Genomic DNA, 24,315 nt, shown 5'->3' with positions numbered 1-24,315 from the left:
TGTTCCCAATCATGCCCTGCGGCGCAGTATCAGCAGATGGCGTTGGCCTTGGCAACCGGGTACGGCCAGGGCATGTTCGCTATCGAGGTGGAAGTCTGCCGGCAATGCTACCAGCTCATCGGCGGGATGAACGCCCTTCATTGCCAGCCAACGCGTGTCGCTATCGCCCAAGTGGCGAGTCCAGTTGCTGAAGTTCTCCATGCTGCTGAATGCCCGGGAAATAATCCCGTTGAACGGCAGTTCAGGCGTGAAGGCTTCGACGCGACTGTGGATAACTTGCAGGTTATCCAGTTTGAGTTCGAGTTTGACCTGAGTCAGGAAGCGGGTTTTCTTGCCGTTGCTGTCCAGGCACGTCACTTGCGACTCGGGAAACAGGATCGCCAGTGGAATACCCGGCATGCCGCCGCCACTGCCAACATCCAGCCAGCGACCGTTTTCGATGAAGGACATCACGCTCAGGCTGTCGAGCAGGTGCCGCGAAACCATTTCGTCCGGATCACGCACGGCGGTCAGGTTGTAAGCCTTGTTCCATTTGATCAACAGGGCCAGATAACCCAGCAGCTGTGCGTGCTGGGTTTCTGTCAGGCTCACACCGAGCTGGCGAGCACCTGTGGATAACTCTTCGGCATGTTGCGAGGTGACCAACGAACTCAAGCGCTTTGCTCCAACTGACGGCCCGCGCCGCGTTTTTTCAAATGAATCATCAACAGCGAAATCGCTGCCGGGGTCACGCCCGGTATCCGCGAAGCCTGGCCCAGGGTCTCTGGACGGGTCGCGCCGAGCTTGCTCTGGATCTCTTTGGAGAGACCGGAGATGTTCGTGTAATCGATATCCACAGGCAATTTGGTGTCTTCACTGGCCCGCAGGCGAGCAATTTCATCCTGCTGACGGTCGATGTAACCGGCGTATTTGGTCTTGATTTCGACCTGCTCGGCGACCTGTGGATCTTCTGCACCGGCGCCGGTCACCGAGATCAGACCAGCGTAGTCGATTTCCGGACGGGTCAGCAGGTTCAGCAAGTTGTATTCGTGGGTCAGCGGCGTGCCGAACTTTTCGGCAATCGCATCGCCCTGCTCCGTACCGGGGCGAACCCAGGTGCTTTTCAGGCGTTGCTCTTCCACTTCGATGCTTTCGCGTTTTTTGCAGAAAGCCGCCCAGCGCACGTCGTCCACCAGACCCAGCTCGCGACCTTTTTCGGTCAAGCGCAGGTCGGCGTTGTCTTCGCGCAGGATCAAACGGTATTCGGCGCGGGACGTGAACATCCGATACGGTTCCTGGGTCCCCAGGGTAATCAGGTCGTCGACCAATACGCCGATGTACGCTTCGTCGCGACGCGGGCACCAGCTGTCTTTGCCCTGGGCACGCAATGCTGCGTTGGCCCCGGCCAGCAAACCTTGGGCCCCGGCTTCTTCGTAACCGGTGGTGCCGTTGATTTGTCCGGCGAAGAACAGACCACCAATAACTTTGGTTTCGAGGCTGTACTTCAGGTCGCGCGGATCGAAGTAGTCGTACTCGATGGCGTAGCCCGGGCGAACGATATGGGCGTTTTCCATGCCGCGAATCGATTGCACGATCTGCAATTGCACGTCGAACGGCAAGGATGTGGATATCCCGTTCGGGTACAGCTCGTGGGTGGTCAAACCTTCCGGCTCGATGAAGACCTGATGGCTTTCCTTGTCGGCAAAGCGGTGAATCTTGTCTTCGATCGACGGGCAGTAACGCGGGCCGATGCCTTCGATCTCACCGGCAGCGGAGTACATAGGCGAACGGTCGAGGTTCGCGGCAATGATTTCGTGGGTACGCGCATTCGTATGGGTAATCCAGCAACTGACCTGCTGTGGATGCTGTTCCTTGTTGCCCATGAACGACATCACCGGGATCGGCGTATCGCCCGGTTGCTCGGTCATCACCGAGAAATCCACAGAGCGGCCGTCGATACGCGGCGGAGTACCGGTTTTCAAACGACCCACACGCAATGGCAGTTCACGCAGACGGTGAGCCAGTGCGATCGATGGTGGATCACCGGCGCGACCGCCGGAAAAATTCTGCAAACCGATGTGGATAAGTCCACCGAGGAACGTGCCAGTGGTCAACACCACGGAATCTGCGAAGAACCGCAGGCCCATTTGGGTGACAACACCACGCACTTGCTCCTGTTCGACGATCAGGTCGTCGGCGGCCTGTTGAAATATCCACAGGTTCGGCTGGTTCTCGAGAATCTCGCGTACAGCGGCCTTGTACAGAACGCGATCGGCCTGGGCGCGAGTAGCGCGCACGGCTGGGCCTTTGCGGCTGTTCAAGACGCGAAATTGAATACCACCTTTATCGGTAGCCATGGCCATCGCACCGCCAAGGGCATCGATTTCCTTGACCAGATGGCTTTTGCCGATCCCGCCAATCGCGGGGTTGCAGCTCATTGCTCCGAGGGTTTCCACGTTATGCGTCAGCAACAGGGTTTTTGCCCCCATACGTGCTGATGCAAGTGCTGCCTCGGTACCGGCATGACCGCCGCCGATGACGATCACTTCAAAACGGGAAGGGAAATCCACCACGCACCTCGTGCCTGCTTCAGTTGGGTAATCAGGAATAGTTTGAGCTCAGGTTTTCGGACCTGGTCGACAAGTATAGGGACTTCGCCCTTCCTAAAGAACCCTTTGCACAAAATTTAACCAGCTGTGGGTAAGTCACGGACAATAGAAATTAAAAAGAAAGAAATTTATTAAATCTTTGTTTTTATGTTTATTTCTATAGAGCACCTTTTCTGTGGATAGATTTCTGTAGCCCTTTATTTTCAAGGTGTACAGAGGAATGAAAGCCTGTGATCATGTGCCAAGGAGGCCCTTGGATAACCGGTGTAAGCCTGTGGATGAATGGGGTGGTTATCCACAGAGGTGGTTTTCCTCAGTTTTGAAGCCCTGTTATCAACCGTGCTCAGTGGCAGTTATTCACAGGGCTTAATCCACAGAAAAGCGCTGAATGGAGCAAATTCCGCCCACGGAAAAACCACCGAAGCGATCGATGCCGCTCGGCAATGCGAAAAATCTGGGGGATACACGGATTCGTGGGAGCTGGCTTGCCTGCGATTTAAGCAACACGGTGTGTCAGACACGCCGCCTCGCGAGCAAGCTCGGCTCCTACGGAGGGAGAGGTGAGGTTATTTACCGATACAAAAGCTGGAAAAGATCCTGCCCAACAGGTCGTCGGAGCTGAATTCGCCGGTAATTTCACCCAACGACTGCTGTGCCTGACGCAAATCTTCAGCCAGCAACTCTCCGGCACCAGCCAAAGTCAGCTGTGCGCGACCATGTTCGAGTGAAGCACTGGCATGGCGCAGGGCTTCCAGGTGACGCCGGCGCGCGCTGAAGCTGCTTTCCGAGGTTTGCTCATAGCCCATGCAGGCCTTGAGATGGTCACGCAGCAGTTCCAGGCCTTCGCCAGCAGACCTGGCGCTCAAGCTGATGGTCACGTGGCCATCTTCACTGACTTCCAGCGCTATCGCTTCTCCGGTCAGGTCTGCCTTGTTGCGGATCAAGGTCACTTTGGCCGGATCCGGGCGTTGCTCGAGGAATTCAGGCCACAAGGCAAAAGGATCGAGCGCTTCAGGCGCAGTGGCATCAACCACCAGCAACACCCGATCTGCCTCGCTGATGGCTTTCAATGCCCGTTCCACACCGATTTTCTCGACCTGGTCTTCGGTGTCGCGCAAACCAGCGGTGTCGACCACATGCAGAGGCATACCATCGATGTGGATATGTTCGCGCAGGATGTCCCGGGTCGTGCCGGCAATCTCGGTAACAATCGCGGCTTCACGGCCGGCCAATGCATTGAGCAGGCTGGATTTTCCGGCGTTAGGGCGACCGGCAATCACCACGGTCATGCCATCACGCAGCAATGCGCCCTGCCCGGCTTCACGCAATACGGTGGATAACTCGTCGCGCACCGCATCGAGCATCTTCAGCACGTGGCCATCGGCAAGGAAGTCGATTTCTTCTTCAGGGAAGTCGATTGCCGCCTCAACGTAGATCCGCAGTGCAATCAATTGCTCGGTGAGGTTATGCACACGCTGCGAAAATGCGCCTTGCAACGAACGCAGTGCATTTCGGGCTGCCTGTGCAGAACTCGCTTCGATCAAATCGGCGATGGCTTCGGCCTGGGCCAGGTCGAGTTTGTCGTTGAGGAACGCGCGTTCGCTGAATTCACCCGGCCGGGCCAGACGGCAACCCAATTGCAGGCAGCGCTGCAGCAACATATCCAGAACGATCGGACCACCATGGCCCTGGAGTTCCAGTACATCTTCACCGGTGAATGAATTCGGTCCAGGGAAATACAAGGCGATGCCTTCGTCCAGCACATCCTCGTTTTCACTGAGAAACGGGCCGTAATGGGCGAACCGTGGTTTCAGTTCGCGACCGCTGATGGCTTTCGCCGCAACACTCGCCAGCGGACCGGAAATACGGACGATACCGACACCGCCACGGCCTTGAGCAGTGGCGACGGCGGCAATGGTTTCACGAGGAGTGCTCATGATTCGATATCCAGATAAAAATGACGGATAGCAAAACGCCCCACTAGGGGGCGTTTTGAGTGGTTACCCACAGAGTAAGTTATGCAGCCGCTTTTTTGGTAGCCGCTTCAATCTTACGTGTGATGTACCACTGTTGGGTGATGGACAGGCAGTTGTTCACAACCCAGTACAGCACCAGACCCGCAGGGAACCACAGGAAGAAGAAGGTGAAGATGATTGGCATCAGCTTCATCACCTTGGCCTGCATCGGATCCGGAGGAGTCGGGTTCAGCTGCTGCTGGATGAACATGGTTGCGCCCATGATGATCGGCAGAATGAAGAACGGATCCTTGATCGACAGGTCAGTAATCCACAGCATGAACGGTGCCTGGCGCATTTCCACGCTTTCCAGAAGTACCCAGTACAGCGAAAGGAAAACCGGCATCTGCACGAGGATTGGCAAGCAACCACCCAGTGGATTGATCTTCTCTTTCTTGTACAGCTCCATCATGGCTTGCGACATTTTCTGCCGGTCATCGCCATGTTGCTCTTTCAGCGCAGCCAGTTTCGGTGCCACTGCACGCATGCGCGCCATGGATTTGTAGCTGGCAGCCGACAGCGGGAAGAAGATCCCCTTGATCAGCATGGTCAGGAAGATGATCGACCAGCCCCAGTTACCAACGATCGCGTGGATATGTTGCAACAGCCAGAAGATCGGCTGGGCGATGAACCACAGAATGCCGTAGTCGACCGTCAGTTCCAGACCTGGGGATAACTCTTTCAGTATCGCCTGGCTTTTCGGACCTGCGTACAACGTAGCGCTGGTTTCAGCCTTGGCACCTGGCGCAACGGACAATACCGGGCCAGTGAAACCGATGATGTAGTTGCCTTGGCTGTCTTTGCGAGTCTGCACCACGTTGCTGTCGTTCTTGGCTGGAATCCAGGCAGTCACGAAGTAGTGTTGCAGCCAGGCGACCCAGCCACCGTTAACGGTTTCTTTCAACGACGCTTTGTCGATATCTTTCATCGACACTTTTTTGTACGGCTCTGCACTTGTCCACAGGGCAGCGCCCAGGTAAGTCGCAGTACCGGTAGCGGTAGTCGAAGAAGGATCGGCACTTGCATCGCGCTTGAGCTGGGCAAACAGGTTGCCCGTCCAGGCTTTATCGCTGGTGTTGTCGATCAGATAAGTGACTTTCAGATCGTACAGACCGCGAGTAAAGCTGAAGCGCTTGATGTAATTGACGCCAGCGTCGCTGAATTTCAGGTCAACGTTGAGCTGGTTCTGGCCATCAGCCAGTTGATAAGTCTTCTGTTCGGTCGAGTAAACCGGACGACCGGTAGCACGAGCATCCGGACCGTTGGTACCGGTCAGGCCGCTTTGAGCCAGGTAAGTACGTTCGCCGCCGTTATCAAACAGCTGGAACGGAATTTCCGGATGGTCCTGACGACGTGGATACAGCGGCAGCATCAGCTGGGCGATATCACCACCTTGAGGATCGATAGCCAGTTCGAGCACATCCGTTTTGACATGGATGAGATCTTTATTGGTGACTACCGGCGTTGCGGCAGGGGCACTGATATCGGTATTCGCGCTGGGTACATCGGCACTGGCGGCAGCATTGTTACCAAGTGGCGTGTCCGGAATAGCCGGGGCAGCCTGATTGGAAGCAACATTCTGAGTCGGCAGGGCAGCCTGACCATAGTCCTGGTTCCATTTCAGAACCATAACGTAGGACACGATTGCCAGGGCGACGATCAGGATCGTGCGTTTAATATCCATGATTACTCGGCCATCGAAGAAGAACGGGAGGTAGGGATAGATGGAACCGGGTCATAACCACCGGGATTCCACGGATGACAGCGACCTAAACGACGAAAGGTCAGCCAGCCACCGCGCAGAAGGCCATGATTTTCTATGGCTTCATACGCGTAGCAGGAACAACTGGGGTAGAAACGACAGTGGCTGGCCATCAAAGGACTAATGGCATAGCGATAAAACTGGATCGGAACGAGCGCCAGTTTACGCATCAGTGCTGTCTACCCCTACAGTTTCGGTTTTGACTGCTGGTACCGGCGTGCTGCGTGCCAGACGTTTCCAGAGTTTGCCGAAATGCTGAATCAATTCGGGGTTTTCTACATCACCCAAACCTTTGCGCGCGACGATAACGATATCCCAACCAACCAGAGAATCCTGGTGGAGGCGAAATGATTCGCGCATCAAACGCTTGAGGCGATTGCGCTCAACGGAGAGCTTCACACTCTTTTTCCCGATAACCAGCCCTAGGCGGGGGTGATCGAGATCGTTGGTGCGTGCAAGGAGCAGGAGATTTTTCCCCGGAACCTTGCCGGTAGGGGAGTCAAAGACTGCCTTGAAATGCCGGGGGGTAAGCAAACGCTTTTCCCGACTGAAGTCCTGACTCACCTCCAGTACCGGATTATCAAACTGCCAGACGCGCACGACCTTTGGCGCGACGACGCGACAGGACGGCACGGCCGTTCTTGGTAGCCATGCGAGCACGGAAACCGTGGGTACGAGCGCGTTTGATAGTGCTTGGTTGGAAAGTACGTTTCATGTCGTGTTACCTGGTTCGTCCACAACGGGCCGGAATGGCCCCCGTTTTAAGAGACCGGGGATTCTAGAGAAAGCAAGCCTCTAGGTCAATTTCCAACCAACGTTTCCTTTAAATGGATATCCGAAGGGTTCGTCCTTGAAAGGTGGACAGCTAGATATAAAAATAAAGAAGGGAATTATTTAAAGCTTTTCTGTAAAGCTTATAAAAGCTAGGCCTGCCATCCTCTGTGGATAACTACCTTTAGCCCTTCTATTCCGTGCTGTACAGAGAATGACAACTACAGTGGAAAACGGTGGTCAGCCTGTGCTGCGCTGTCGGATAAGCTGTGTGTGGAATGGGTGGTTATCCACAGGCAGGTTATCCACCGGGTTTGCCCCCCACTTGTACAATGAGCTTAGGTAGGTTTATCCACAGGGCTTATGCACAGACCATTGGTCGTCTTTTTTACGTATAAAGCGTTGATTCTTCGACACCCGTGAGCAACCTACGTGTGGATAAGTCGGCGTCTGGTCGCTACAATGGCCGCTTGTTTTTGCCTCACCGGCTTTCAACTTAGGGGATATCCGTGTCAGTGGAACTTTGGCAGCAGTGCGTGGAGCTTTTGCGCGATGAGCTGCCTGCCCAACAATTCAACACTTGGATCCGTCCACTACAGGTCGAAGCCGAAGGCGACGAGTTGCGTGTCTACGCACCGAATCGTTTTGTTCTCGACTGGGTCAACGAAAAGTACCTGAGCCGCGTGCTCGAGCTGCTGGATGAGCACGGCAATGGCATGGCGCCGGCGCTTTCCTTATTAATAGGCAGCAAACGCAGTTCAGCACCTCGTGCTGCGCCGAATGCACCGTTGGCCGCAGCGGCGTCTCAAGCCCAGGCCGCGGCTGCACCTGTACCCGTCAGTGCGCCTGCACCTGCCACGTCGACCAAGCGAGCAACACAAAAAACCGCCGAGGTCAGCGAAGAACCGTCTCGCGACAGCTTCGACCCAATGGCCGGCGCCAGCTCGCAACAGGCCCCGGTACGTGCAGAACAACGCACCGTGCAGGTCGAAGGCGCGCTCAAGCACACCAGTTACCTGAACCGCACCTTTACCTTCGAGAACTTTGTCGAAGGTAAGTCCAACCAACTGGCCCGTGCGGCAGCCTGGCAGGTCGCGGACAATCCCAAGCACGGTTACAACCCGCTGTTCCTGTATGGCGGCGTTGGCTTGGGTAAAACCCACTTGATGCACGCTGTGGGTAACCACCTATTAAAGAAGAACCCGAATGCCAAGGTCGTGTACCTGCATTCCGAGCGCTTCGTGGCCGACATGGTCAAGGCGTTGCAGCTGAATGCTATCAACGAGTTCAAACGCTTCTACCGTTCGGTCGATGCGCTGCTTATCGATGACATTCAGTTTTTCGCCCGCAAGGAACGTTCCCAGGAAGAGTTCTTCCACACGTTCAACGCCCTGCTTGAAGGTGGCCAACAGGTCATCCTCACCAGTGACCGTTATCCGAAAGAAATCGAAGGCCTTGAAGAGCGCTTGAAGTCGCGCTTCGGCTGGGGCCTGACGGTCGCCGTCGAGCCGCCGGAGCTGGAAACCCGCGTCGCGATTCTGATGAAGAAAGCCGACCAGGCCAAAGTCGACCTACCGCACGATGCTGCGTTCTTTATCGCCCAGCGTATTCGTTCCAACGTCCGTGAACTCGAAGGCGCGCTCAAACGCGTAATCGCCCACTCGCACTTCATGGGCCGCGATATCACCATCGAGTTGATTCGCGAATCCTTGAAGGACCTGTTGGCGCTTCAGGACAAACTGGTCTCTGTGGATAACATTCAGCGCACGGTCGCTGAGTACTACAAGATCAAGATTTCGGATTTGCTGTCCAAGCGCCGTTCGCGTTCGGTCGCACGTCCACGGCAAGTGGCCATGGCGCTGTCCAAGGAACTGACCAACCACAGTTTGCCGGAAATCGGCGACGTATTTGGCGGTCGCGACCACACCACGGTTTTGCACGCATGCCGCAAGATCAACGAACTTAAGGAATCCGACGCGGACATCCGCGAGGACTACAAGAACCTGCTGCGTACACTGACCACTTGATGAACACCAGCGCAGCTAATTAAGGCAAGGGACTAGACCATGCATTTCACCATTCAACGCGAAGCCCTGTTGAAACCCCTGCAACTGGTCGCAGGCGTCGTCGAGCGCCGACAGACCTTGCCGGTGCTTTCCAACGTGCTGCTGGTTGTCGAAGGCCAGCAGTTGTCGCTGACCGGTACCGACCTGGAAGTCGAGCTGGTCGGTCGTGTGCAACTCGAAGAACCGGCCGAGCCGGGCGAAATCACTGTCCCGGCGCGTAAGCTGATGGACATCTGCAAGAGCCTGCCGAACGACGCGCTGATCGACATCAAGGTCGATGAGCAGAAACTCGTCGTGAAAGCCGGCCGTAGCCGCTTTACCCTGTCGACGTTGCCAGCCAACGATTTCCCGACAGTGGAAGAAGGCCCGGGCTCGCTGACCTGCAGTCTGGAGCAGAGCAAACTGCGTCGTTTGATCGAACGTACCAGTTTCGCCATGGCTCAGCAGGACGTTCGCTACTACCTTAACGGCATGTTGCTGGAAGTCTCGGCGGGCATCATCCGCGCCGTGGCCACCGACGGTCACCGTCTGGCCATGTGCTCGATGCAGGCTGACATCGGCCAGCCGGATCGTCACCAGGTGATCGTTCCACGTAAAGGTATTCTGGAACTGGCGCGCTTGCTGACCGAGCCGGATGGCAATGTCAGCATCGTTCTGGGCCAGCACCATATTCGCGCCACCACCGGCGAGTTCACCTTTACCTCGAAACTGGTCGACGGCAAATTCCCTGATTACGAGCGCGTTCTGCCCAAAGGTGGCGACAAGCTGGTATTGGGCGATCGTCAGGCACTGCGTGAAGCGTTCAGCCGTACCGCGATTCTGTCCAACGAGAAGTACCGCGGCATTCGCCTGCAACTGGCCAACGGTCAGCTGAAGATCCAGGCGAACAACCCGGAACAGGAAGAGGCGGAAGAAGAGGTTGGCGTTGAGTACAACGGGGGCTCGCTGGAAATCGGCTTCAACGTGAGTTATCTGCTCGACGTGCTGGGCGTGATGACTACTGAGCAAGTGCGTTTGATCCTGTCTGACTCCAACAGCAGTGCGCTGGTGCAAGAGTCCGACAACGACGACTCGGCTTACGTTGTCATGCCGATGCGCCTGTAAACATGTTCAGCAGACGCTAGATGTCCCTCAGTCGTGTCTCGGTCACCGCGGTGCGCAATCTGCACCCGGTGACCTTCTCCCCCTCCCCCCGCATCAATATCCTGTACGGCGCCAACGGCAGCGGCAAAACCAGTGTTCTGGAAGCCATCCATCTGCTGGGGCTCGCCCGTTCGTTTCGTAGCAGCCGCCTTTTACCAGTCATCCAGTACGAGCAGTTAGCGTGCACGGTGTTTGGCCAGGTCGAATTGGCCGAAGGTGGACACAGCGCGCTGGGGATATCCCGGGACCGCCAAGGGGAGTTCCAGATTCGCATCGACGGGCAGAACGCCCGCAGTGCTGCGCAACTGGCAGAAATCCTGCCGCTGCAATTGATCAACCCCGACAGCTTCCGCCTGTTGGAAGGCGCACCGAAAATTCGCCGACAGTTTCTCGATTGGGGCGTGTTCCACGTGGAACCACGTTTCATGTCTACCTGGCAGCGCTTGCAGAAGGCCCTGCGCCAGAGAAACTCTTGGCTGCGGCATGGTACACTTGACGCCGTTTCGCAAGCGGTTTGGGACAGAGAATTGTGCCAGGCCAGCGCTGAAATTGATGAATACCGCCGCGCTTATATCAAAGCCTTGAAACCAGTCTTTGAACAGACCTTGAGCGAACTCGTCGAACTCGAGGGCTTAACGCTTAGCTATTACCGGGGTTGGGACAAAGAGCGAGAGCTGAGTGCAGTGCTCGCCGCGTCCGTTCACCGGGATCAGCAAATGGGGCATACCCAGGCCGGACCACAACGCGCTGATTTGCGCCTTCGATTGGGTGCACACAATGCCGCGGACATCTTGTCTCGTGGTCAGCAGAAGTTGGTGGTTTGTGCATTGCGGATTGCCCAAGGGCATTTGGTCAGCCAGGCCCGGCGCGGCCAATGTATTTATCTGGTGGATGACTTGCCGTCCGAGCTGGATGAGCAGCACCGCCGCGCGCTTTGCCGTTTGCTGGAAGACTTACGCTGCCAGGTTTTTATCACCTGTGTAGATCATGAATTATTGAGGGAAGGCTGGCAGACGGAAACGCCAGTCGCCCTGTTCCACGTGGAACAGGGCCGTATCACCCAGACCCACGACCATCGGGAGTGAAGGCATGAGCGAAGAAAATACGTACGACTCAACGAGCATTAAAGTGCTGAAAGGCCTGGATGCCGTACGCAAACGTCCCGGTATGTACATTGGTGACACCGACGATGGCAGCGGTCTGCACCACATGGTGTTCGAGGTGGTCGATAACTCGATCGACGAAGCTTTGGCTGGTCATTGCGACGACATCAGTATCATCATCCACCCGGACGAATCCATCACCGTGCGCGACAACGGTCGTGGCATCCCGGTAGACGTGCATAAAGAAGAAGGCGTCTCGGCGGCCGAGGTCATCATGACCGTGCTGCACGCCGGCGGTAAATTCGATGACAACTCCTACAAAGTATCCGGCGGTCTGCACGGTGTAGGTGTGTCGGTTGTAAACGCCCTGTCCGAAGAGTTGATCCTGACCGTTCGCCGCAGCGGCAAAATCTGGGAACAGACTTACGTCCACGGTGTTCCGCAAGAGCCGATGAAAATCGTTGGCGAAAGCGGATCTACCGGTACGCAGATCCACTTCAAGCCTTCGGCTGAAACCTTCAAGAACATCCACTTCAGCTGGGACATTCTGGCCAAGCGGATTCGTGAACTGTCCTTCCTCAACTCCGGTGTCGGCATCGTCCTCAAGGACGAGCGCAGCGGCAAGGAAGAGCTGTTCAAGTACGAAGGCGGCCTGCGTGCATTCGTTGAATACCTGAACACCAACAAGACTCCGGTCAACCAGGTGTTCCACTTCAACGTCCAGCGTGAAGACGGCATCGGCGTGGAAATCGCCTTGCAGTGGAACGACAGCTTCAACGAGAACCTGTTGTGCTTCACCAACAACATTCCCCAGCGCGATGGCGGCACTCACCTGGTGGGTTTCCGTTCGGCACTGACGCGTAACCTGAACACCTACATCGAAGCAGAAGGCTTGGCGAAGAAGCACAAAGTCGCCACCACCGGTGACGATGCCCGTGAAGGCCTGACCGCGATCATTTCGGTCAAGGTGCCGGATCCCAAGTTCAGCTCCCAGACCAAAGACAAGCTGGTTTCTTCCGAAGTGAAGACCGCGGTCGAACAGGAAATGGGCAAATACTTCTCCGACTTCCTGCTGGAAAACCCGAACGAAGCCAAGCTGGTTGTCGGCAAGATGATCGATGCGGCCCGTGCTCGTGAAGCAGCGCGTAAAGCTCGCGAGATGACCCGTCGTAAAGGCGCGCTGGATATCGCCGGCCTGCCGGGCAAACTGGCGGACTGCCAGGAAAAAGACCCTGCCCTGTCCGAACTGTACCTCGTGGAAGGTGACTCTGCTGGCGGTTCCGCCAAGCAGGGACGTAACCGCAAGACCCAGGCGATTCTGCCCCTCAAGGGCAAGATCCTGAACGTCGAGAAGGCTCGTTTCGACAAGATGATCTCTTCGCAAGAAGTCGGCACCTTGATCACCGCGCTGGGCTGCGGCATCGGCCGTGATGAGTACAACATCGACAAGCTGCGTTATCACAACATCATCATCATGACCGATGCTGACGTCGACGGTTCGCACATCCGTACCCTGCTGCTGACCTTCTTCTTCCGTCAGTTGCCGGAGTTGATCGAGCGTGGCTACATCTATATCGCTCAGCCGCCGTTGTACAAAGTGAAGAAAGGCAAGCAAGAGCAATACATCAAAGACGACGACGCCATGGAAGAGTACATGACGCAGTCGGCCCTGGAAGATGCGAGCCTGCACTTGAACGAGGAAGCACCGGGTATCTCCGGCGAAGCCCTCGAGCGTCTGGTGAATGACTTCCGTCTGGTAATGAAGACCCTCAAGCGTCTGTCGCGCCTGTACCCGCAGGAGCTGACCGAGCACTTCATCTACCTGCCAGCGGTGAGCATGGACCAACTGTCCGATCACGCAGCGATGCAGAACTGGTTGGCCCAGTACGAAGTTCGCCTGCGCACCGTCGAGAAATCCGGCCTGGTCTACAAAGCCAGCCTGCGTGAAGACCGTGAACGTAACGTCTGGTTGCCAGAGGTCGAACTGATCTCCCACGGCCTGTCGAACTACGTCACCTTCAACCGCGACTTCTTCGGCAGCAACGACTACAAGACCGTCGTCTCCCTGGGCGCTCAGTTGAGCACCTTGCTGGACGAAGGCGCTTACATTCAGCGCGGCGAGCGCAAGAAAGCCGTCACCGAGTTCAAGGAAGCTCTTGAATGGTTGATGGCCGAAAGCACCAAGCGTCATACCATCCAGCGATACAAAGGTCTGGGTGAGATGAACCCGGATCAGCTGTGGGAAACCACCATGGATCCAGGCTCGCGCCGGATGCTCAAAGTGACCATCGAAGACGCCATTGGCGCGGACCAGATCTTCAACACCCTGATGGGTGATGCGGTCGAACCACGCCGAGACTTCATCGAAAGCAACGCGTTGGCAGTCTCTAACCTGGACTTCTGATCTGGTACGACCTGCAGTAATAAAAAAGGCCAACGCTCAGCGTTGGCCTTTTTTTGTTCACAAGAAACGGCTGGAGATTTTACTCGTTCGCAGCCGCGACGCTTTCCAGCCGATACCCATATCCATAGATCGTCAGCAACTGCCAACCCCGATCGGCCGTCAGCCCCAGCTTGTTGCGCAGGCGGTAGATGTGCGTATCCAGTGGCCGTGAAGACACCATCTCTTCATGGGTCCAGAAACGCTCGTAGAGATATTCCCGCGACAGCGGCCGGCCCAGGTTGGCAAACAGGCAGCGGGCCAGACGGTATTCCCGTTCGGTCAGGCTGATGGGTTTTCCAGCGCGGGTCACCGTCAGTTCGGCGTCATCGAAGTTCAGATCGTTGAAACTCAGCACTTCGCTGGCAGCATTGCGCTGCAAGCCGTGTCGGCGCAGTACGGCACTGACACGGGCCTGGAGCTCATTGGGACGGAACGGCTTGCTGACGTAATCATCGGCGCCGGCGTTCAAGGCCTGGACGATGTCACTCTCCGCATCGCGGCTGGTGAGCATGATCGCGGCGGGAGGTGCCTCCATATGTTCGCGGGTCCAGCGCAGCAGCGATAGACCGCTGATATCAGGCAGCTGCCAGTCGAGTATCAACAGGTCGAACGTCTCGCGTCGAAGCTGGCGTAGCAGGTCTTCGCCGCGCTCGAAGCTGTGCAAGGTCCACGCTTGCTCTCCGGCTCCGGGAATCTGTCGCAGTGTCTGTTCCACCCGGCGTAGCTCGGCGGGTTCGTCATCCAGTATTGCGACACGCATGCGGGGCGTTCCTTCATCTCGTAGAGTGCGATGGGTAAAAAATCCTATGTGCGGAGTTTAGGCTGATTGTTTGAATCTGAACAATTGTGGTGAATTGCTCCAGGTTCCTTGCGTCTGGGTAGGCTGATATCAATTGGCCGGCAATCGGCAGATATCAGCTCGAAGACTCGAGGGCGCAGCGATGAGGAACAGTCGGAATGTTCGTACACTGATCGTGAAGGTGACCAGGGACAAGGCGCTGACACGCTGCCTGTCATTGGCATTTTTGGCTTATATAGGAGTTGCTTCGCAAGCTGTGAGTTCAAGCAGCGAAGCACCGAATGAACATGTGACACAGCGCTATTTCAGTCCAGCGGTGGTGAATGTGGCGTTCAGTGACTCACGGGGCTTTGCACCGGTGAGCACTCCTGCGGACGGCGAGCAACCGTTGCCACTGCGGCTTCCTGAAGAGCAGCAGCGCTGGGTGTTCTAACGCGGACTCGGGCAATTCTGAACAAATGTGGAGAATTGCCTCATCGAACGTCGGGGTCGGTAAATTCTCAAGCGTTGAGTGGCACAGGAGCATTCGGAAGTGCTCCGACACAGGGAGTGTCATCGCCAACCTGGCGGGACCGCCGATCGCCGGTTCGCTTGCGGTCTGCAGTTCAGGGGGAAAAAAGGAGTGCCGTCTCACATTGTAAAACCGGATTGATACTGACTCGGTTCCGACACACGGATGTGTCACCTCCTCCCCTCTTCGATTTGTTTGCCTTTATGGATATCCGCGACTGCTTTTGTAATGGATGTGGACGTTATGCATAGACGTGGGCTATCTGCCGCAGAGCCCTGTCGGGTAAGGTGCGTAAGGCTGATGAATCAGATGATCGGCCAGATTCTAATAAAAGCCTGAAAAGCGAATCCAATGAGCCAAATGACTTCTTTGCATTGTCGCCACCTGGGCACCTGCCTGTTACTGGTCATTGGCCTGGTCAGTCCATTGACCCAGAGCGCATCCGCAGCGTTCTTCAGCTCAAAGCGCTTGCCGTATATCGATGACAACCAGCAATGCCGCGGACAACCCCTGCCCGCCACTGTCGAACACCTGACGGGCGAAGCCTGGAAGCTCGACCGCAAGGGCAATCAGGTGGCGCTCGAAGAAGGGATGACGGTTGACGAGCAGGAAGGCGTGAAGACCTCCCCTTCGGCGTTCGTCAGCCTGTCGCTGGGTGATGGATCACGTATCGTTCTGCCGTCCAGTTCGCAGGTCACGTTGCGATTAAACGAAGAACTCCTTGTCCCTCAGGTGATTCTTGAGCAAGGTCAGGTCGAGTCGTATGTGATCAAGCGCGCCAGCGACTATGATCGTTTTCAGATTGTGACGCCGGTCGGCGTGCTTGGGGTCCGAGGCACCCACTTTCGGGTGCGAAACAACGACAATGGGCAATCGCTGATCGAAGTGCTGAATGGCCAGGTGGCGGTCGATCGTGGTGAAAACCTTGATGCGCCAGCGAAAAAACGCACAGGCAAACCACTCGCGAAAAAAGCCGAAAAACCGGTAGATGAAGTGCAGGTCATGGCTCGCCAGGGGTTACGCATTCAGAAGGAAGGCAAGCTGACGCCGAGCGAGCTGTTGCCAGCACCGCAGTTGTTGGGGCAGACCGGCCAAACCGGCCCCGCACCGGTCTGGCAGTTGATCATGAAACCCTTGAACGGGGCCACGCGCTACCGGGCACAAGTGGCGACCGACACAGACTTCCTGAACATCAAGCAGGAACAGTTTTCCAGCACGCCAGAGATCGACTTCAGTGGATTGAAGGCGTTTTTCTACCATGTTCGACTCTCTGCGTATGACGAGCAGGGGCTTGAGGGAGAGACCGGGGTATATGACATCTTCTATTACCCCAGGACCACGCGTGTCCAATAACGACTCGGCCCATTGTCGATGAAACCCTGGCCAAGCAAGGAAGGTCGCGAGCCGACCCAGGCCCAGCGGCTGTTTCATCGGATGGTCCGTGAATGGCTGTGGGTCAGCCTGATCCTGCTGCCATTGACGGCGCTGCTGTCCTTGAACCATGGGCTGACGCTGAGCAATCTGCTGTACGACAACCTGCGTCGGCTGAGTCCGCTTCCGGTTGACCCGCGAATCCTTATCGTCACCATCGACGATTACAGCCTGCAGCAACTCGGTCAGTGGCCCTGGTCGCGAACCTTGCACGCCGACCTGCTGGATCGGCTCAGCGCTGCAAAGGTCAAGGGTGTGCTGTTTGACGTGATCTTTAGCGAGCCAGACAAGCTTCCCGACAACGACCTGCGCCTGGCACACGCCGCATGCCAGGCTGGCAACGTGTTCGTGCCTTTGCTGCGCGAAGGGGTTGCCCGTTATGGGTTGCCGCTGGGTGAAATCGAACCCGTGGCGCCGTTGAGGCTCTGTGCCAAAGGTATCGGGCATATCAACGCCGAGGCGGACGCTGATGGCATCGTACGCAGCGTGTACCTGCGCGAAGGCCCTGAGCGTAATCCAAGGGCGCAACTGGCCTGGCTGCTTTATGAGACGACCACTGAAGGTTCGGATACCCTGCCCGGCTCGCCGTTGGCATTAACGGTGCAAGGCTGGCAACGAACCAACGGCATTCGAATTCCCTTTATCAGCGCAAATGCAGGTTTTCCCAGCGTTCCTTACGTGAGCGTGCTGCGGGGTGAAGTGCCACCCGAGCTGCTGCGTGATCGCCTGATCCTGATTGGCTCTACGGCGCCGGGGTTGGGCGACCGCTATGTAACACCGCAATCAGCGAGCATTGGCACCACGCCGGGCATCGAGATTCAAGCCAACATTCTCAACGGACTGCTGCAACAGCGCAGCATCGTGGTGCTCGCCGATGGCTGGGCGGTCGGGTTGTCGACGGCCATCGTCGCGTTGCTGCTGGCCTTGCTACTGTTCCGTCCACGGCGTGCCTTGTGGTTGACCCTGGGCTGCGTGGTGATGGCATTGGTCGCCTCGGCGCTGTTGCTCCGAGTCGGTTGGTGGTGGTCGCCCAGCGCCAGTTTGCTGGGGATGCTGCTGGGGTATTTGATTTGGAACTGGCGCCGCTTGAGCGCAGTGCTCGCTTACTTCGGCTGGGAACTGGCACGGCTTGATAGCGAACCGAAAGTGTTTCCAGAGCGCCGCCGCACGCCGTCACCGGCCGGTGATGTATTGCAGGGGCAGATCGTCGCGCTGGAACAGGCGATGAGCCGGACCCGCGATACCCGACGCTTCATCGCCGACGGTCTGGAATACCTGCCGGTGGCGACGCTGATCAGCGATCCGAACGGACGGATCCTGCTGGCCAACCGCAATGCGCGGGGGCTGTTTGCCAGCGATCTGGTCGGCGAAGACCTGCTGCGACGGCTCTCGGAGATTGGTTATCCGGGGCTGCTCGAGCAGGGAAGTCCTGTGTTGTCGACGCTTGAGACCAACGAGTTTCGCGATACCCAAGGGCGAAGTTTGCGTATGGACCTGGCTCCATTGCTGCCGGCTGAAGGCGGAACGGCGATTGGCTGGTTGCTTAGCCTGACGGATCTGAGCGTCGAGCGCGATGCCGAGGAACAGCGCGCGGTGCTGCTGCGGTTTCTTTCCCATGACCTGCGCGCCCCTCATTCAGCGATTCTGGCCTTGCTCGACGTCCAGCATCACCAAGGCACGGGTGACGCGCAGTTGTTCAGCCAGATCGAGTTGCAGGTACGCAAGGCCTTGAGCCTGACCGAGGCTTTTGTGCAGCTGGCCAAAGCCGAGTCCGAGGCGTACCAGTTCGAACCGAGCATGTTCGCGATGCTGGTGCTTGACGCGTTTGATCAGGCGATGAGTATCGCGCAACTCAAGCAGATCGAGCTGTTGCATGATCTGGATGAAGAAGCGGAAGGCATGGTCCTGGCCGATCAGTCGTTGCTGACCCGGGCGCTGTTCAACCTGTTGGAAAACGCCATCAAATACAGCCCGGCAGGTTCGCAAGTCAGCGTGCGGGTCAGTTGTGCACAGGGCTGGTTGACCTGCGAGATCGCCGACCAGGGCAAAGGTATTGCAGCCGAAGAACTACCGGAACTGTTCAGCCAGTACCGGCGCTTTGCTTCGTCTCAAGGCAGTGAGGGGCTGGGCCTGGGGTTGTCGATGGTCAAGGCCGTGGTGGATCGCCACGGGGGACGGATTTTCTGTGAAAGCCAGGTTGGGCAAGGTACGACGTTCAGCGTTCAACTGCCGTTGCTGGAGGAGTGAAGCATTTCCCTCCGTAGCAGCTGTCGAGCCTGCGAGGCTGCGTTCGAGGCGGACCGCGATCGGGCGAAGTCCTCGCAAATCCTGTGTATGCGGTTTACCTGAAAGAATGCGTTACCTGATTTTACGACTGCTCCGCCCGAGCGCGGACCGAGCCGAACGCAGCCTCGCAGGCTCGGCAGCTGCTACGGATCGCGTGATAACCGGGGGTTGAAACAGGCATAAAAAAACCGGCGCAAATAGCCGGTTTTTTTTGCGTCGCGAAAACTTATGCACGTTTTCCTGCGTTTTATGAGCTTAAGAAATATCTATATAAATCATAAATTTAGCTAACAAATAAGACGCTTTTCAACAAAACGGTACACAGGTTATCCACAGAACGTCAGACAGTCTCTTTATCCGCCGCAGCAGGCAGTGGCGGTAGCGAACCCATGTCCCGCTGGGTCTGCTCGTTCCAGGCCGCAGCGCGGTCGTTGAGCTCGGCAATCGCCCTTGGGCCAGTGCCTTCGGCATACATCGGTGCACCGATGACAACGGTGATGGTGCCGGGTGTTTTCAGCCAACCGGTTTTCGGCCAGAACTTGCCGGCGTTATGCGCGATTGGCAGCACAGGCAACTGCGCATTGACCGCCAACGCCGTGCCTCCACGGGAGAACTTGCCGACGGTACCGAACGGAACGCGGGTGCCTTCCGGGAAGATCAGCACCCAGACATTGTCCTTGAGCAGTTCATCGCCCTTCTTCGCCACATGCTTGAGCGCGGCTTTCGGGTTGTCGCGGTCAATGGCGATTGGTCGCAGCATGGCCATCGCCCAACCAAAGAACGGCACATACAGCAGTTCGCGCTTGAGCACCTGGCTCAATGGCTCGAAGTAGGCCGACAGAAAGAACGTTTCCCAGGTGCTCTGGTGGTTCGAGAGAATCACACACGGCTGGTCGGGGATGTTCTCGGCGCCTTTGACTTCGTAGTCAATGTCCAGGAACACCTTGCTCAGCCACAGCGCGCAGCGGCACCAGTAGACGTTGATGAAACGGTAGCGCGCCTTGAACGGTAAAAAAGGCGCGATAAAAAAGCTCAGGCTGCACCAGAGCAACGAGCTGGTGCCCAGCAGCAGGTAAAAAAGAAAGGTTCTGATTGCCTGCAAGATCGACATAGCGGCATTTGCCTATTAAAAGTGCGCACCCGAACAATCCTTGATCAGGATGTCAGAATCGCCCTAGTTGTGGATAAGTTCTGCGGCAATCGCCGCCAGATCGTCAAAAATCAAAGTACCTACCGGTAGGGTCTTGCCCAAAGTCTTTTCGCCTTTCCCGGTTTTTACCAAAACTGGCTGACAGTCGACGGCTTTTGCCGCCTCCAGGTCACCGAGACTGTCGCCGACGAACCATAGGTCAGTCAGCGCCACGTCGTAATGTGCGGCAATGGTTTTAAGCATGCCGGGTTTTGGCTTACGACAATCGCAGCCTTCGTCCGGCCCGTGCGGGCAATAGACGATGAGGCCGAGCTCGCCGCCCTGCTCTTCCACCAACGTGCGCAAGCGCTCGTGCATGGCGTCGAGGGTGGCGACATCGTAGTAGCCGCGAGCAATGCCGGACTGGTTGGTAGCGACAGCTACCGTCCAGCCGGCCTTGCTCAACTGCGCGATGGCTTCGATCGAGCCCGGGAGCGGAATCCACTCTTCCACCGACTTGATGTAAGCGTCGGAGTCGTAATTGATCACTCCGTCCCGATCGATAATCAGCAGTTTCAACAGCAGCTCCTCAGCCCAGCAACGAGATGTCGGCAACGCCGAGGAACAGACCGCGCAAACGTGCCAGCAACGCATAACGGTTGGCGCGGACCTTGGCGTCTTCCGCGTTGACCATCACGGCTTCGAAGAACGCATCGACCGGCTCGCGCAGCGCGGCCAGACGTGCCAGAGATTCGCTGTACTGACGGGCTGCAGCCATTGGCTGCACCGCTTGATCCGCTTGCTGGATCGCCGAGTACAGGGAGAATTCGGCGGCGTTGTCGAAGTACTTGGCTTCGACGGTGCTCGGCACGCTGCCTTCGATTTTGCTCAGCAGGTTCGATACGCGCTTGTTCACCGCAGCCAGTGCAGCGGCTTCCGGCAATTTGCGGAACGCTTCTACGGCTTGTACACGTTGATCGAAGTCCAGCGCCGAACCTGGTTTCAGGGCACGAACCGACAGGTAAGTGGCCACATCCACGCCTTCGTCTTCGTAACGGGCACGCAGACGGTCGAAGACGAACTCCAGCACCGAATCAGCCAGGCCGGCAGCCTTGACCTTGCTGCCGAACGCATTGACAGCGAACGCCACGGCGTCGGTCAGGTCGAGGTCGAGCTTCTTGTCGATCAGGATCCGCAACACGCCCAGCGCAGCACGGCGCAGGGCATACGGGTCTTTGCTACCGGTTGGCAGCATGCCGACACCGAAGATCCCGACCAGGGTATCGAGCTTGTCGGCGATGGCCACGGCCGCACCGGTCAGGGTGGTCGGCAGTTCAGCGCCGGCACCGCGCGGCATGTACTGCTCGTTCAGCGCCAGTGCGACATCTTCCGGCTCGCCATCGTTGAGGGCGTAGTAGTAACCGGCGACACCTTGCATCTCCGGGAACTCACCGACCATCTCGGTTGCCAGGTCGCACTTCGACAGCAGGCCTGCGCGCGCCGCCCACGAGGCGTTGCCGCCAATGCGTTGAGCGATGAATGCGGCCAGTTTGGACACGCGCTCGGCCTTGTCGTAGACGCTGCCGAGTTTTTCCTGGAAGACCACGTTTTGCAGGCGCAGGTTGAAGTCTTCGAGTTTCTGCTTCTTGTCTTGCTTGAAGAAGAATTCGGCGTCGGTCAGGCGTGGGCGAACCACTTTCTCGTTACCGTCGATGATCTGCTGCGGGTCTTTGCTCTCGATGTTGGCCACGGTAATGAAACGTGGCAGCAACTTGCCGTCGGCATCCAGCAAGCAGAAGTACTTCTGGTTGTCCTGCATGGTGGTGATCAGGGCTTCTTGCGGCACATCGAGGAAGCGCTCCTCGAACGAGCACACCAGCGGCACTGGCCATTCCACCAGCGCGGTCACTTCATCGAGCAGGTCTGGCGGAACGATCGCGGTCCCTTCCTGACGAGTGGCCAGTTCGGCGGTACGCGTGCTGATCAGCTCGCGGCGCTCATTGGCATCGGCCAGTACGTAGGCTGCGCGCAGGTCGTTCAGGTAGTTGGCTGGCGAGGTGATGCGCACGCTTTCCGGGTGATGGAAGCGGTGACCACGGGAATCGCGACCGGCCTTCTGGGCGAGGATGGTGCAGTCGATCACCTGATCACCAAGCAGCATCACCAGCCATTGGGTTGGGCGAACGAATTCTTCCTTGCGAGCACCCCAACGCATGCGCTTCGGGATCGGCAGGTCGTTCAGCGAGTCTTCGACGATGGTCGGCAACAGGCTGACGGTCGGCTTGCCGGCGATGCTTTGGCTGTAACGCAGCTTCGGCCCGCTTTGATCGATTTCGCTCAGCTCTACGCCGCACTTCTTGGCGAAGCCCAGGGCAGCCTGGGTCGGATTGCCTTCGGCGTCGAACGCGGCCTGGCGTGGCGGGCCGTCGAGGTTGATGCTGCGATCCGGCTGTTGAGTGGCCAGTTTGGTGATCAGCACGGCCAGACGACGCGGTGCGGCGTAGACCTGCTTGGCTTCAAAGCCCAGGCCAGCGGCCAGCAGGCCCTTCTCGATACCGGCGAGGAACGCATCGGCCAGGGTGTTCAGGGCTTTGGGTGGCAGCTCTTCGGTGCCCAGTTCAACCAGGAAATCTTGAGCACTCATTGTGCAGCCTCCAGCTTAGCCAACACTTCATCACGCAAATCCGGGGTTGCCATCGGGAAGCCCAGCTTGGCGCGAGCCAGCAGGTAGGCTTGCGCAACGGAACGCGCCAGGGTGCGAACACGCAGAATGTATTGCTGACGCGCAGTCACCGAGATCGCCCGGCGTGCATCCAGCAGGTTGAAGGTGTGCGAGGCCTTCAGGACCATTTCGTAGCTTGGCAGCGGCAGCGGTTGATCGAGTTCGATCAGGCGCTTGGCTTCGCTTTCGTAGAAATCGAACAGTTCGAACAGCTTCTCGACGTTGGCGTGTTCGAAGTTGTAGGTCGACTGCTCCACTTCGTTCTGGTGGAACACGTCGCCGTAGGTCACTTTGCCGAACGGACCGTCAGCCCAGACCAGGTCGTAGACCGAGTCCACGCCTTGCAGGTACATGGCCAGACGCTCGAGGCCGTAGGTGATCTCGCCGGTCACCGGGTAGCACTCGATGCCGCCCGCCGCCTGGAAGTAGGTGAACTGCGTCACTTCCATGCCGTTGAGCCAGACTTCCCAGCCCAGACCCCAGGCACCGAGGGTCGGCGATTCCCAGTTGTCTTCGACGAAACGGATGTCGTGCACCAATGGGTCCAGGCCCACGTGCTTGAGGGAGCCCAGGTACAGTTCCTGGAAGTTGTCCGGGTTCGGCTTCAGGACTACCTGGAACTGGTAGTAGTGCTGCAGACGGTTCGGGTTTTCGCCGTAGCGGCCGTCAGTCGGGCGACGACTGGGCTGCACATAAGCGGCGTTCCAGGTTTCCGGGCCGATGGCGCGCAGGAACGTGGCGGTATGGAAAGTGCCGGCGCCTACTTCCATATCGTAGGGCTGAAGTACCACACAACCTTGCTCGGCCCAGTATTGCTGGAGGGCGAGGATCAAGTCTTGGAAGGTACGCACGGCTGGCGTAGGCTGGCTCACGAAATTCACCTGTTTCTTGGGCTGCGATTTAAAGAGCGGGAGTATACCCGATTCATTCGTCCGCACGCCCCCTGGAGCCTTATGCCACGCTGCTTTTGGTGTTCCGAAGATCCGCTGTACATGGCTTATCACGATCAGGAGTGGGGCGTACCGCTACGCGATGCGCAGCGTTTGTTCGAGTTGCTTTTGCTTGAAGGGTTCCAGGCCGGCCTGTCATGGATCACCGTGCTGAAGAAACGCGAGCGCTACCGTGAGGTGTTGTTCGGCTTCGATGTACAACGGGTGGCGCAGATGAGCGACGCTGAAATCGACGATTTGATGCTCGATCCGGGGATCATCCGCAACCGCCTGAAACTCAATGCCGCACGGCGCAATGCCCAGGCCTGGATGGCGCTGGAGGACCCGGTGGAGCTGCTTTGGTCGTTTGTCGGCGGCGTCCCGAAGATCAATCATTTCAAGGATCGCAGCGAAGTGCCGGCCGTGACGCCGGCCGCCGTGGAGATGAGCAAAGGTCTGAAAAAAGCCGGTTTCACGTTTGTCGGCCCGACCATCTGCTATGCCTTGATGCAGGCCTCGGGCATGGTCATGGATCACACCACCGATTGTGATCGTTACGCCATCTTGCGCAGTGGGCGGTTAGAATAGCCGGCTCGCGACAAGGTTCATGACGTCGG

Annotated in this window: 20 protein-coding genes; 8 read left to right on the top strand and 12 right to left on the bottom strand. The window is 57.4% G+C overall.

Annotated elements, in window-relative coordinates:
* Positions 1-9: 9 nt before the first annotated feature.
* The 7 genes from rsmG to rpmH all read right to left on the bottom strand — a co-directional run bounded on the left by rsmG (position 10) and on the right by rpmH (position 7,080).
* Positions 10-654 (bottom strand): 16S rRNA (guanine(527)-N(7))-methyltransferase RsmG, encoded by a 645-nt coding sequence (rsmG, locus tag AC1RJ3_RS13675; RefSeq protein WP_103314862.1) that lies wholly within the window; start codon positions 652-654, stop codon positions 10-12.
* The gene (mnmG, locus tag AC1RJ3_RS13670; protein ID WP_103314863.1) at positions 651-2,549 is read right to left on the bottom strand and encodes a tRNA uridine-5-carboxymethylaminomethyl(34) synthesis enzyme MnmG; all 1,899 of its coding nucleotides are present in this window, start codon (positions 2,547-2,549) and stop codon (positions 651-653) included. The genes rsmG and mnmG overlap by 4 nt, the downstream gene beginning before the upstream one ends.
* 605 nt (positions 2,550-3,154) lie before the next feature.
* Positions 3,155-4,525 carry a tRNA uridine-5-carboxymethylaminomethyl(34) synthesis GTPase MnmE gene (mnmE, locus tag AC1RJ3_RS13665; protein ID WP_054594862.1) on the bottom strand — a complete coding sequence of 457 codons (1,371 nt, stop codon included), beginning with the start codon at positions 4,523-4,525 and terminating at the stop codon, positions 3,155-3,157.
* Between the two features lie 79 nt (positions 4,526-4,604).
* Positions 4,605-6,287 (bottom strand): membrane protein insertase YidC, encoded by a 1,683-nt coding sequence (yidC, locus tag AC1RJ3_RS13660; protein WP_054594863.1) that lies wholly within the window; start codon positions 6,285-6,287, stop codon positions 4,605-4,607.
* 2 nt (positions 6,288-6,289) lie between these two features.
* Positions 6,290-6,535: a membrane protein insertion efficiency factor YidD gene (gene yidD, locus AC1RJ3_RS13655; RefSeq protein ID WP_052966011.1), complete on the bottom strand. Its 246-nt coding sequence runs from the start codon at positions 6,533-6,535 to the stop codon at positions 6,290-6,292.
* Positions 6,528-6,929 carry a ribonuclease P protein component gene (rnpA, locus tag AC1RJ3_RS13650; RefSeq protein WP_031319651.1) on the bottom strand — a complete coding sequence of 134 codons (402 nt, stop codon included), beginning with the start codon at positions 6,927-6,929 and terminating at the stop codon, positions 6,528-6,530. The genes yidD and rnpA overlap by 8 nt, the downstream gene beginning before the upstream one ends.
* Before the next feature lie 16 nt (positions 6,930-6,945).
* Positions 6,946-7,080: a 50S ribosomal protein L34 gene (rpmH, locus tag AC1RJ3_RS13645; protein WP_003213577.1), complete on the bottom strand. Its 135-nt coding sequence runs from the start codon at positions 7,078-7,080 to the stop codon at positions 6,946-6,948.
* A 565-nt stretch (positions 7,081-7,645) separates the two neighbouring features.
* Here rpmH and dnaA point away from each other — a divergent pair.
* Genes dnaA through gyrB form a run of 4 tightly spaced genes read left to right on the top strand, consistent with a single transcriptional unit; the run spans position 7,646 to position 13,852 of the window.
* Positions 7,646-9,163, top strand: coding sequence for a chromosomal replication initiator protein DnaA (gene dnaA, locus AC1RJ3_RS13640; RefSeq protein ID WP_493079267.1), 1,518 nt, complete (start codon positions 7,646-7,648; stop codon positions 9,161-9,163).
* A gap of 39 nt (positions 9,164-9,202) precedes the next feature.
* Positions 9,203-10,306: a DNA polymerase III subunit beta gene (dnaN, locus tag AC1RJ3_RS13635; RefSeq protein ID WP_044460382.1), complete on the top strand. Its 1,104-nt coding sequence runs from the start codon at positions 9,203-9,205 to the stop codon at positions 10,304-10,306.
* Positions 10,307-10,326: 20 nt separating this feature from the next.
* Entirely contained in the window at positions 10,327-11,430 is a 1,104-nt protein-coding gene (gene recF / locus AC1RJ3_RS13630) for a DNA replication/repair protein RecF (RefSeq protein ID WP_054594865.1), read from the top strand.
* Positions 11,431-11,434: 4 nt separating this feature from the next.
* Entirely contained in the window at positions 11,435-13,852 is a 2,418-nt protein-coding gene (gene gyrB / locus AC1RJ3_RS13625) for a DNA topoisomerase (ATP-hydrolyzing) subunit B (RefSeq protein ID WP_019694408.1), read from the top strand.
* Positions 13,853-13,931: 79 nt separating this feature from the next.
* Here the strand turns inward: gyrB and AC1RJ3_RS13620 are convergent, their stop codons facing one another.
* Positions 13,932-14,651 carry a response regulator transcription factor gene (locus AC1RJ3_RS13620; protein ID WP_493079266.1) on the bottom strand — a complete coding sequence of 240 codons (720 nt, stop codon included), beginning with the start codon at positions 14,649-14,651 and terminating at the stop codon, positions 13,932-13,934.
* A gap of 295 nt (positions 14,652-14,946) precedes the next feature.
* Between AC1RJ3_RS13620 and AC1RJ3_RS13615 the strand changes: the two genes are divergently transcribed.
* The 3 genes from AC1RJ3_RS13615 (at position 14,947) to AC1RJ3_RS13605 (ending at position 18,879) form a co-directional block, all read left to right on the top strand.
* Positions 14,947-15,123, top strand: coding sequence for a hypothetical protein (locus AC1RJ3_RS13615; RefSeq protein WP_158249100.1), 177 nt, complete (start codon positions 14,947-14,949; stop codon positions 15,121-15,123).
* Positions 15,124-15,552: 429 nt separating this feature from the next.
* A complete protein-coding gene (locus AC1RJ3_RS13610) occupies positions 15,553-16,554 on the top strand; it encodes a FecR family protein (RefSeq protein WP_493079265.1) in 1,002 nt (333 codons plus the stop codon).
* Between the two features lie 18 nt (positions 16,555-16,572).
* On the top strand, positions 16,573-18,879 hold the full coding sequence (locus tag AC1RJ3_RS13605) for a CHASE2 domain-containing protein (RefSeq protein WP_493079264.1): 2,307 nt from the start codon (positions 16,573-16,575) through the stop codon (positions 18,877-18,879).
* Positions 18,880-19,258: 379 nt separating this feature from the next.
* On the opposite strand, the gene AC1RJ3_RS13600 is transcribed toward AC1RJ3_RS13605, so the two are convergent.
* From AC1RJ3_RS13600 to glyQ, 4 genes are all read right to left on the bottom strand, one after another.
* The gene (locus AC1RJ3_RS13600; RefSeq protein WP_347928503.1) at positions 19,259-20,029 is read right to left on the bottom strand and encodes a lysophospholipid acyltransferase family protein; all 771 of its coding nucleotides are present in this window, start codon (positions 20,027-20,029) and stop codon (positions 19,259-19,261) included.
* 63 nt (positions 20,030-20,092) lie between these two features.
* The gene (gmhB, locus tag AC1RJ3_RS13595; protein WP_173859956.1) at positions 20,093-20,632 is read right to left on the bottom strand and encodes a D-glycero-beta-D-manno-heptose 1,7-bisphosphate 7-phosphatase; all 540 of its coding nucleotides are present in this window, start codon (positions 20,630-20,632) and stop codon (positions 20,093-20,095) included.
* 4 nt (positions 20,633-20,636) lie between these two features.
* On the bottom strand, positions 20,637-22,691 hold the full coding sequence (gene glyS, locus AC1RJ3_RS13590; RefSeq protein WP_054594886.1) for a glycine--tRNA ligase subunit beta: 2,055 nt from the start codon (positions 22,689-22,691) through the stop codon (positions 20,637-20,639).
* Positions 22,688-23,641: a glycine--tRNA ligase subunit alpha gene (glyQ, locus tag AC1RJ3_RS13585; RefSeq protein ID WP_031319418.1), complete on the bottom strand. Its 954-nt coding sequence runs from the start codon at positions 23,639-23,641 to the stop codon at positions 22,688-22,690. Before glyQ ends, glyS begins: the two co-directional genes overlap by 4 nt.
* 81 nt (positions 23,642-23,722) lie before the next feature.
* Here glyQ and tag point away from each other — a divergent pair, with 81 nt between their 5' ends.
* Entirely contained in the window at positions 23,723-24,286 is a 564-nt protein-coding gene (tag, locus tag AC1RJ3_RS13580; protein ID WP_489111969.1) for a DNA-3-methyladenine glycosylase I, read from the top strand.
* The last annotated feature ends 29 nt before the right edge of the window (positions 24,287-24,315 follow it).

This window comes from Pseudomonas sp. GW822-FHT04C11 (genome assembly GCF_058800905.1).
Note: the sequence above shows the minus strand (reverse complement) of the source record. Positions and strands in the feature narration are given on the sequence as shown.

Excerpts from the sequence above, each read along its gene's own strand:
- mnmE (WP_054594862.1), bottom strand. The coding sequence starts at position 4,525 with ATGAGCACTCCTCGTGAAACCATTGCCGCCGTCGCCACTGCTCAAGGC.
- yidC (WP_054594863.1), bottom strand. The coding sequence starts at position 6,287 with ATGGATATTAAACGCACGATCCTGATCGTCGCCCTGGCAATCGTGTCC.
- yidD (WP_052966011.1), bottom strand. The coding sequence starts at position 6,535 with ATGCGTAAACTGGCGCTCGTTCCGATCCAGTTTTATCGCTATGCCATT.
- rpmH (WP_003213577.1), bottom strand. The coding sequence starts at position 7,080 with ATGAAACGTACTTTCCAACCAAGCACTATCAAACGCGCTCGTACCCAC.
- dnaN (WP_044460382.1), top strand. The coding sequence starts at position 9,203 with ATGCATTTCACCATTCAACGCGAAGCCCTGTTGAAACCCCTGCAACTG.
- recF (WP_054594865.1), top strand. The coding sequence starts at position 10,327 with ATGTCCCTCAGTCGTGTCTCGGTCACCGCGGTGCGCAATCTGCACCCG.
- gyrB (WP_019694408.1), top strand. The coding sequence starts at position 11,435 with ATGAGCGAAGAAAATACGTACGACTCAACGAGCATTAAAGTGCTGAAA.
- AC1RJ3_RS13620 (WP_493079266.1), bottom strand. The coding sequence starts at position 14,651 with ATGCGTGTCGCAATACTGGATGACGAACCCGCCGAGCTACGCCGGGTG.
- AC1RJ3_RS13610 (WP_493079265.1), top strand. The coding sequence starts at position 15,553 with ATGAGCCAAATGACTTCTTTGCATTGTCGCCACCTGGGCACCTGCCTG.
- AC1RJ3_RS13605 (WP_493079264.1), top strand. The coding sequence starts at position 16,573 with ATGAAACCCTGGCCAAGCAAGGAAGGTCGCGAGCCGACCCAGGCCCAG.
- AC1RJ3_RS13600 (WP_347928503.1), bottom strand. The coding sequence starts at position 20,029 with ATGTCGATCTTGCAGGCAATCAGAACCTTTCTTTTTTACCTGCTGCTG.
- glyS (WP_054594886.1), bottom strand. The coding sequence starts at position 22,691 with ATGAGTGCTCAAGATTTCCTGGTTGAACTGGGCACCGAAGAGCTGCCA.
- tag (WP_489111969.1), top strand. The coding sequence starts at position 23,723 with ATGCCACGCTGCTTTTGGTGTTCCGAAGATCCGCTGTACATGGCTTAT.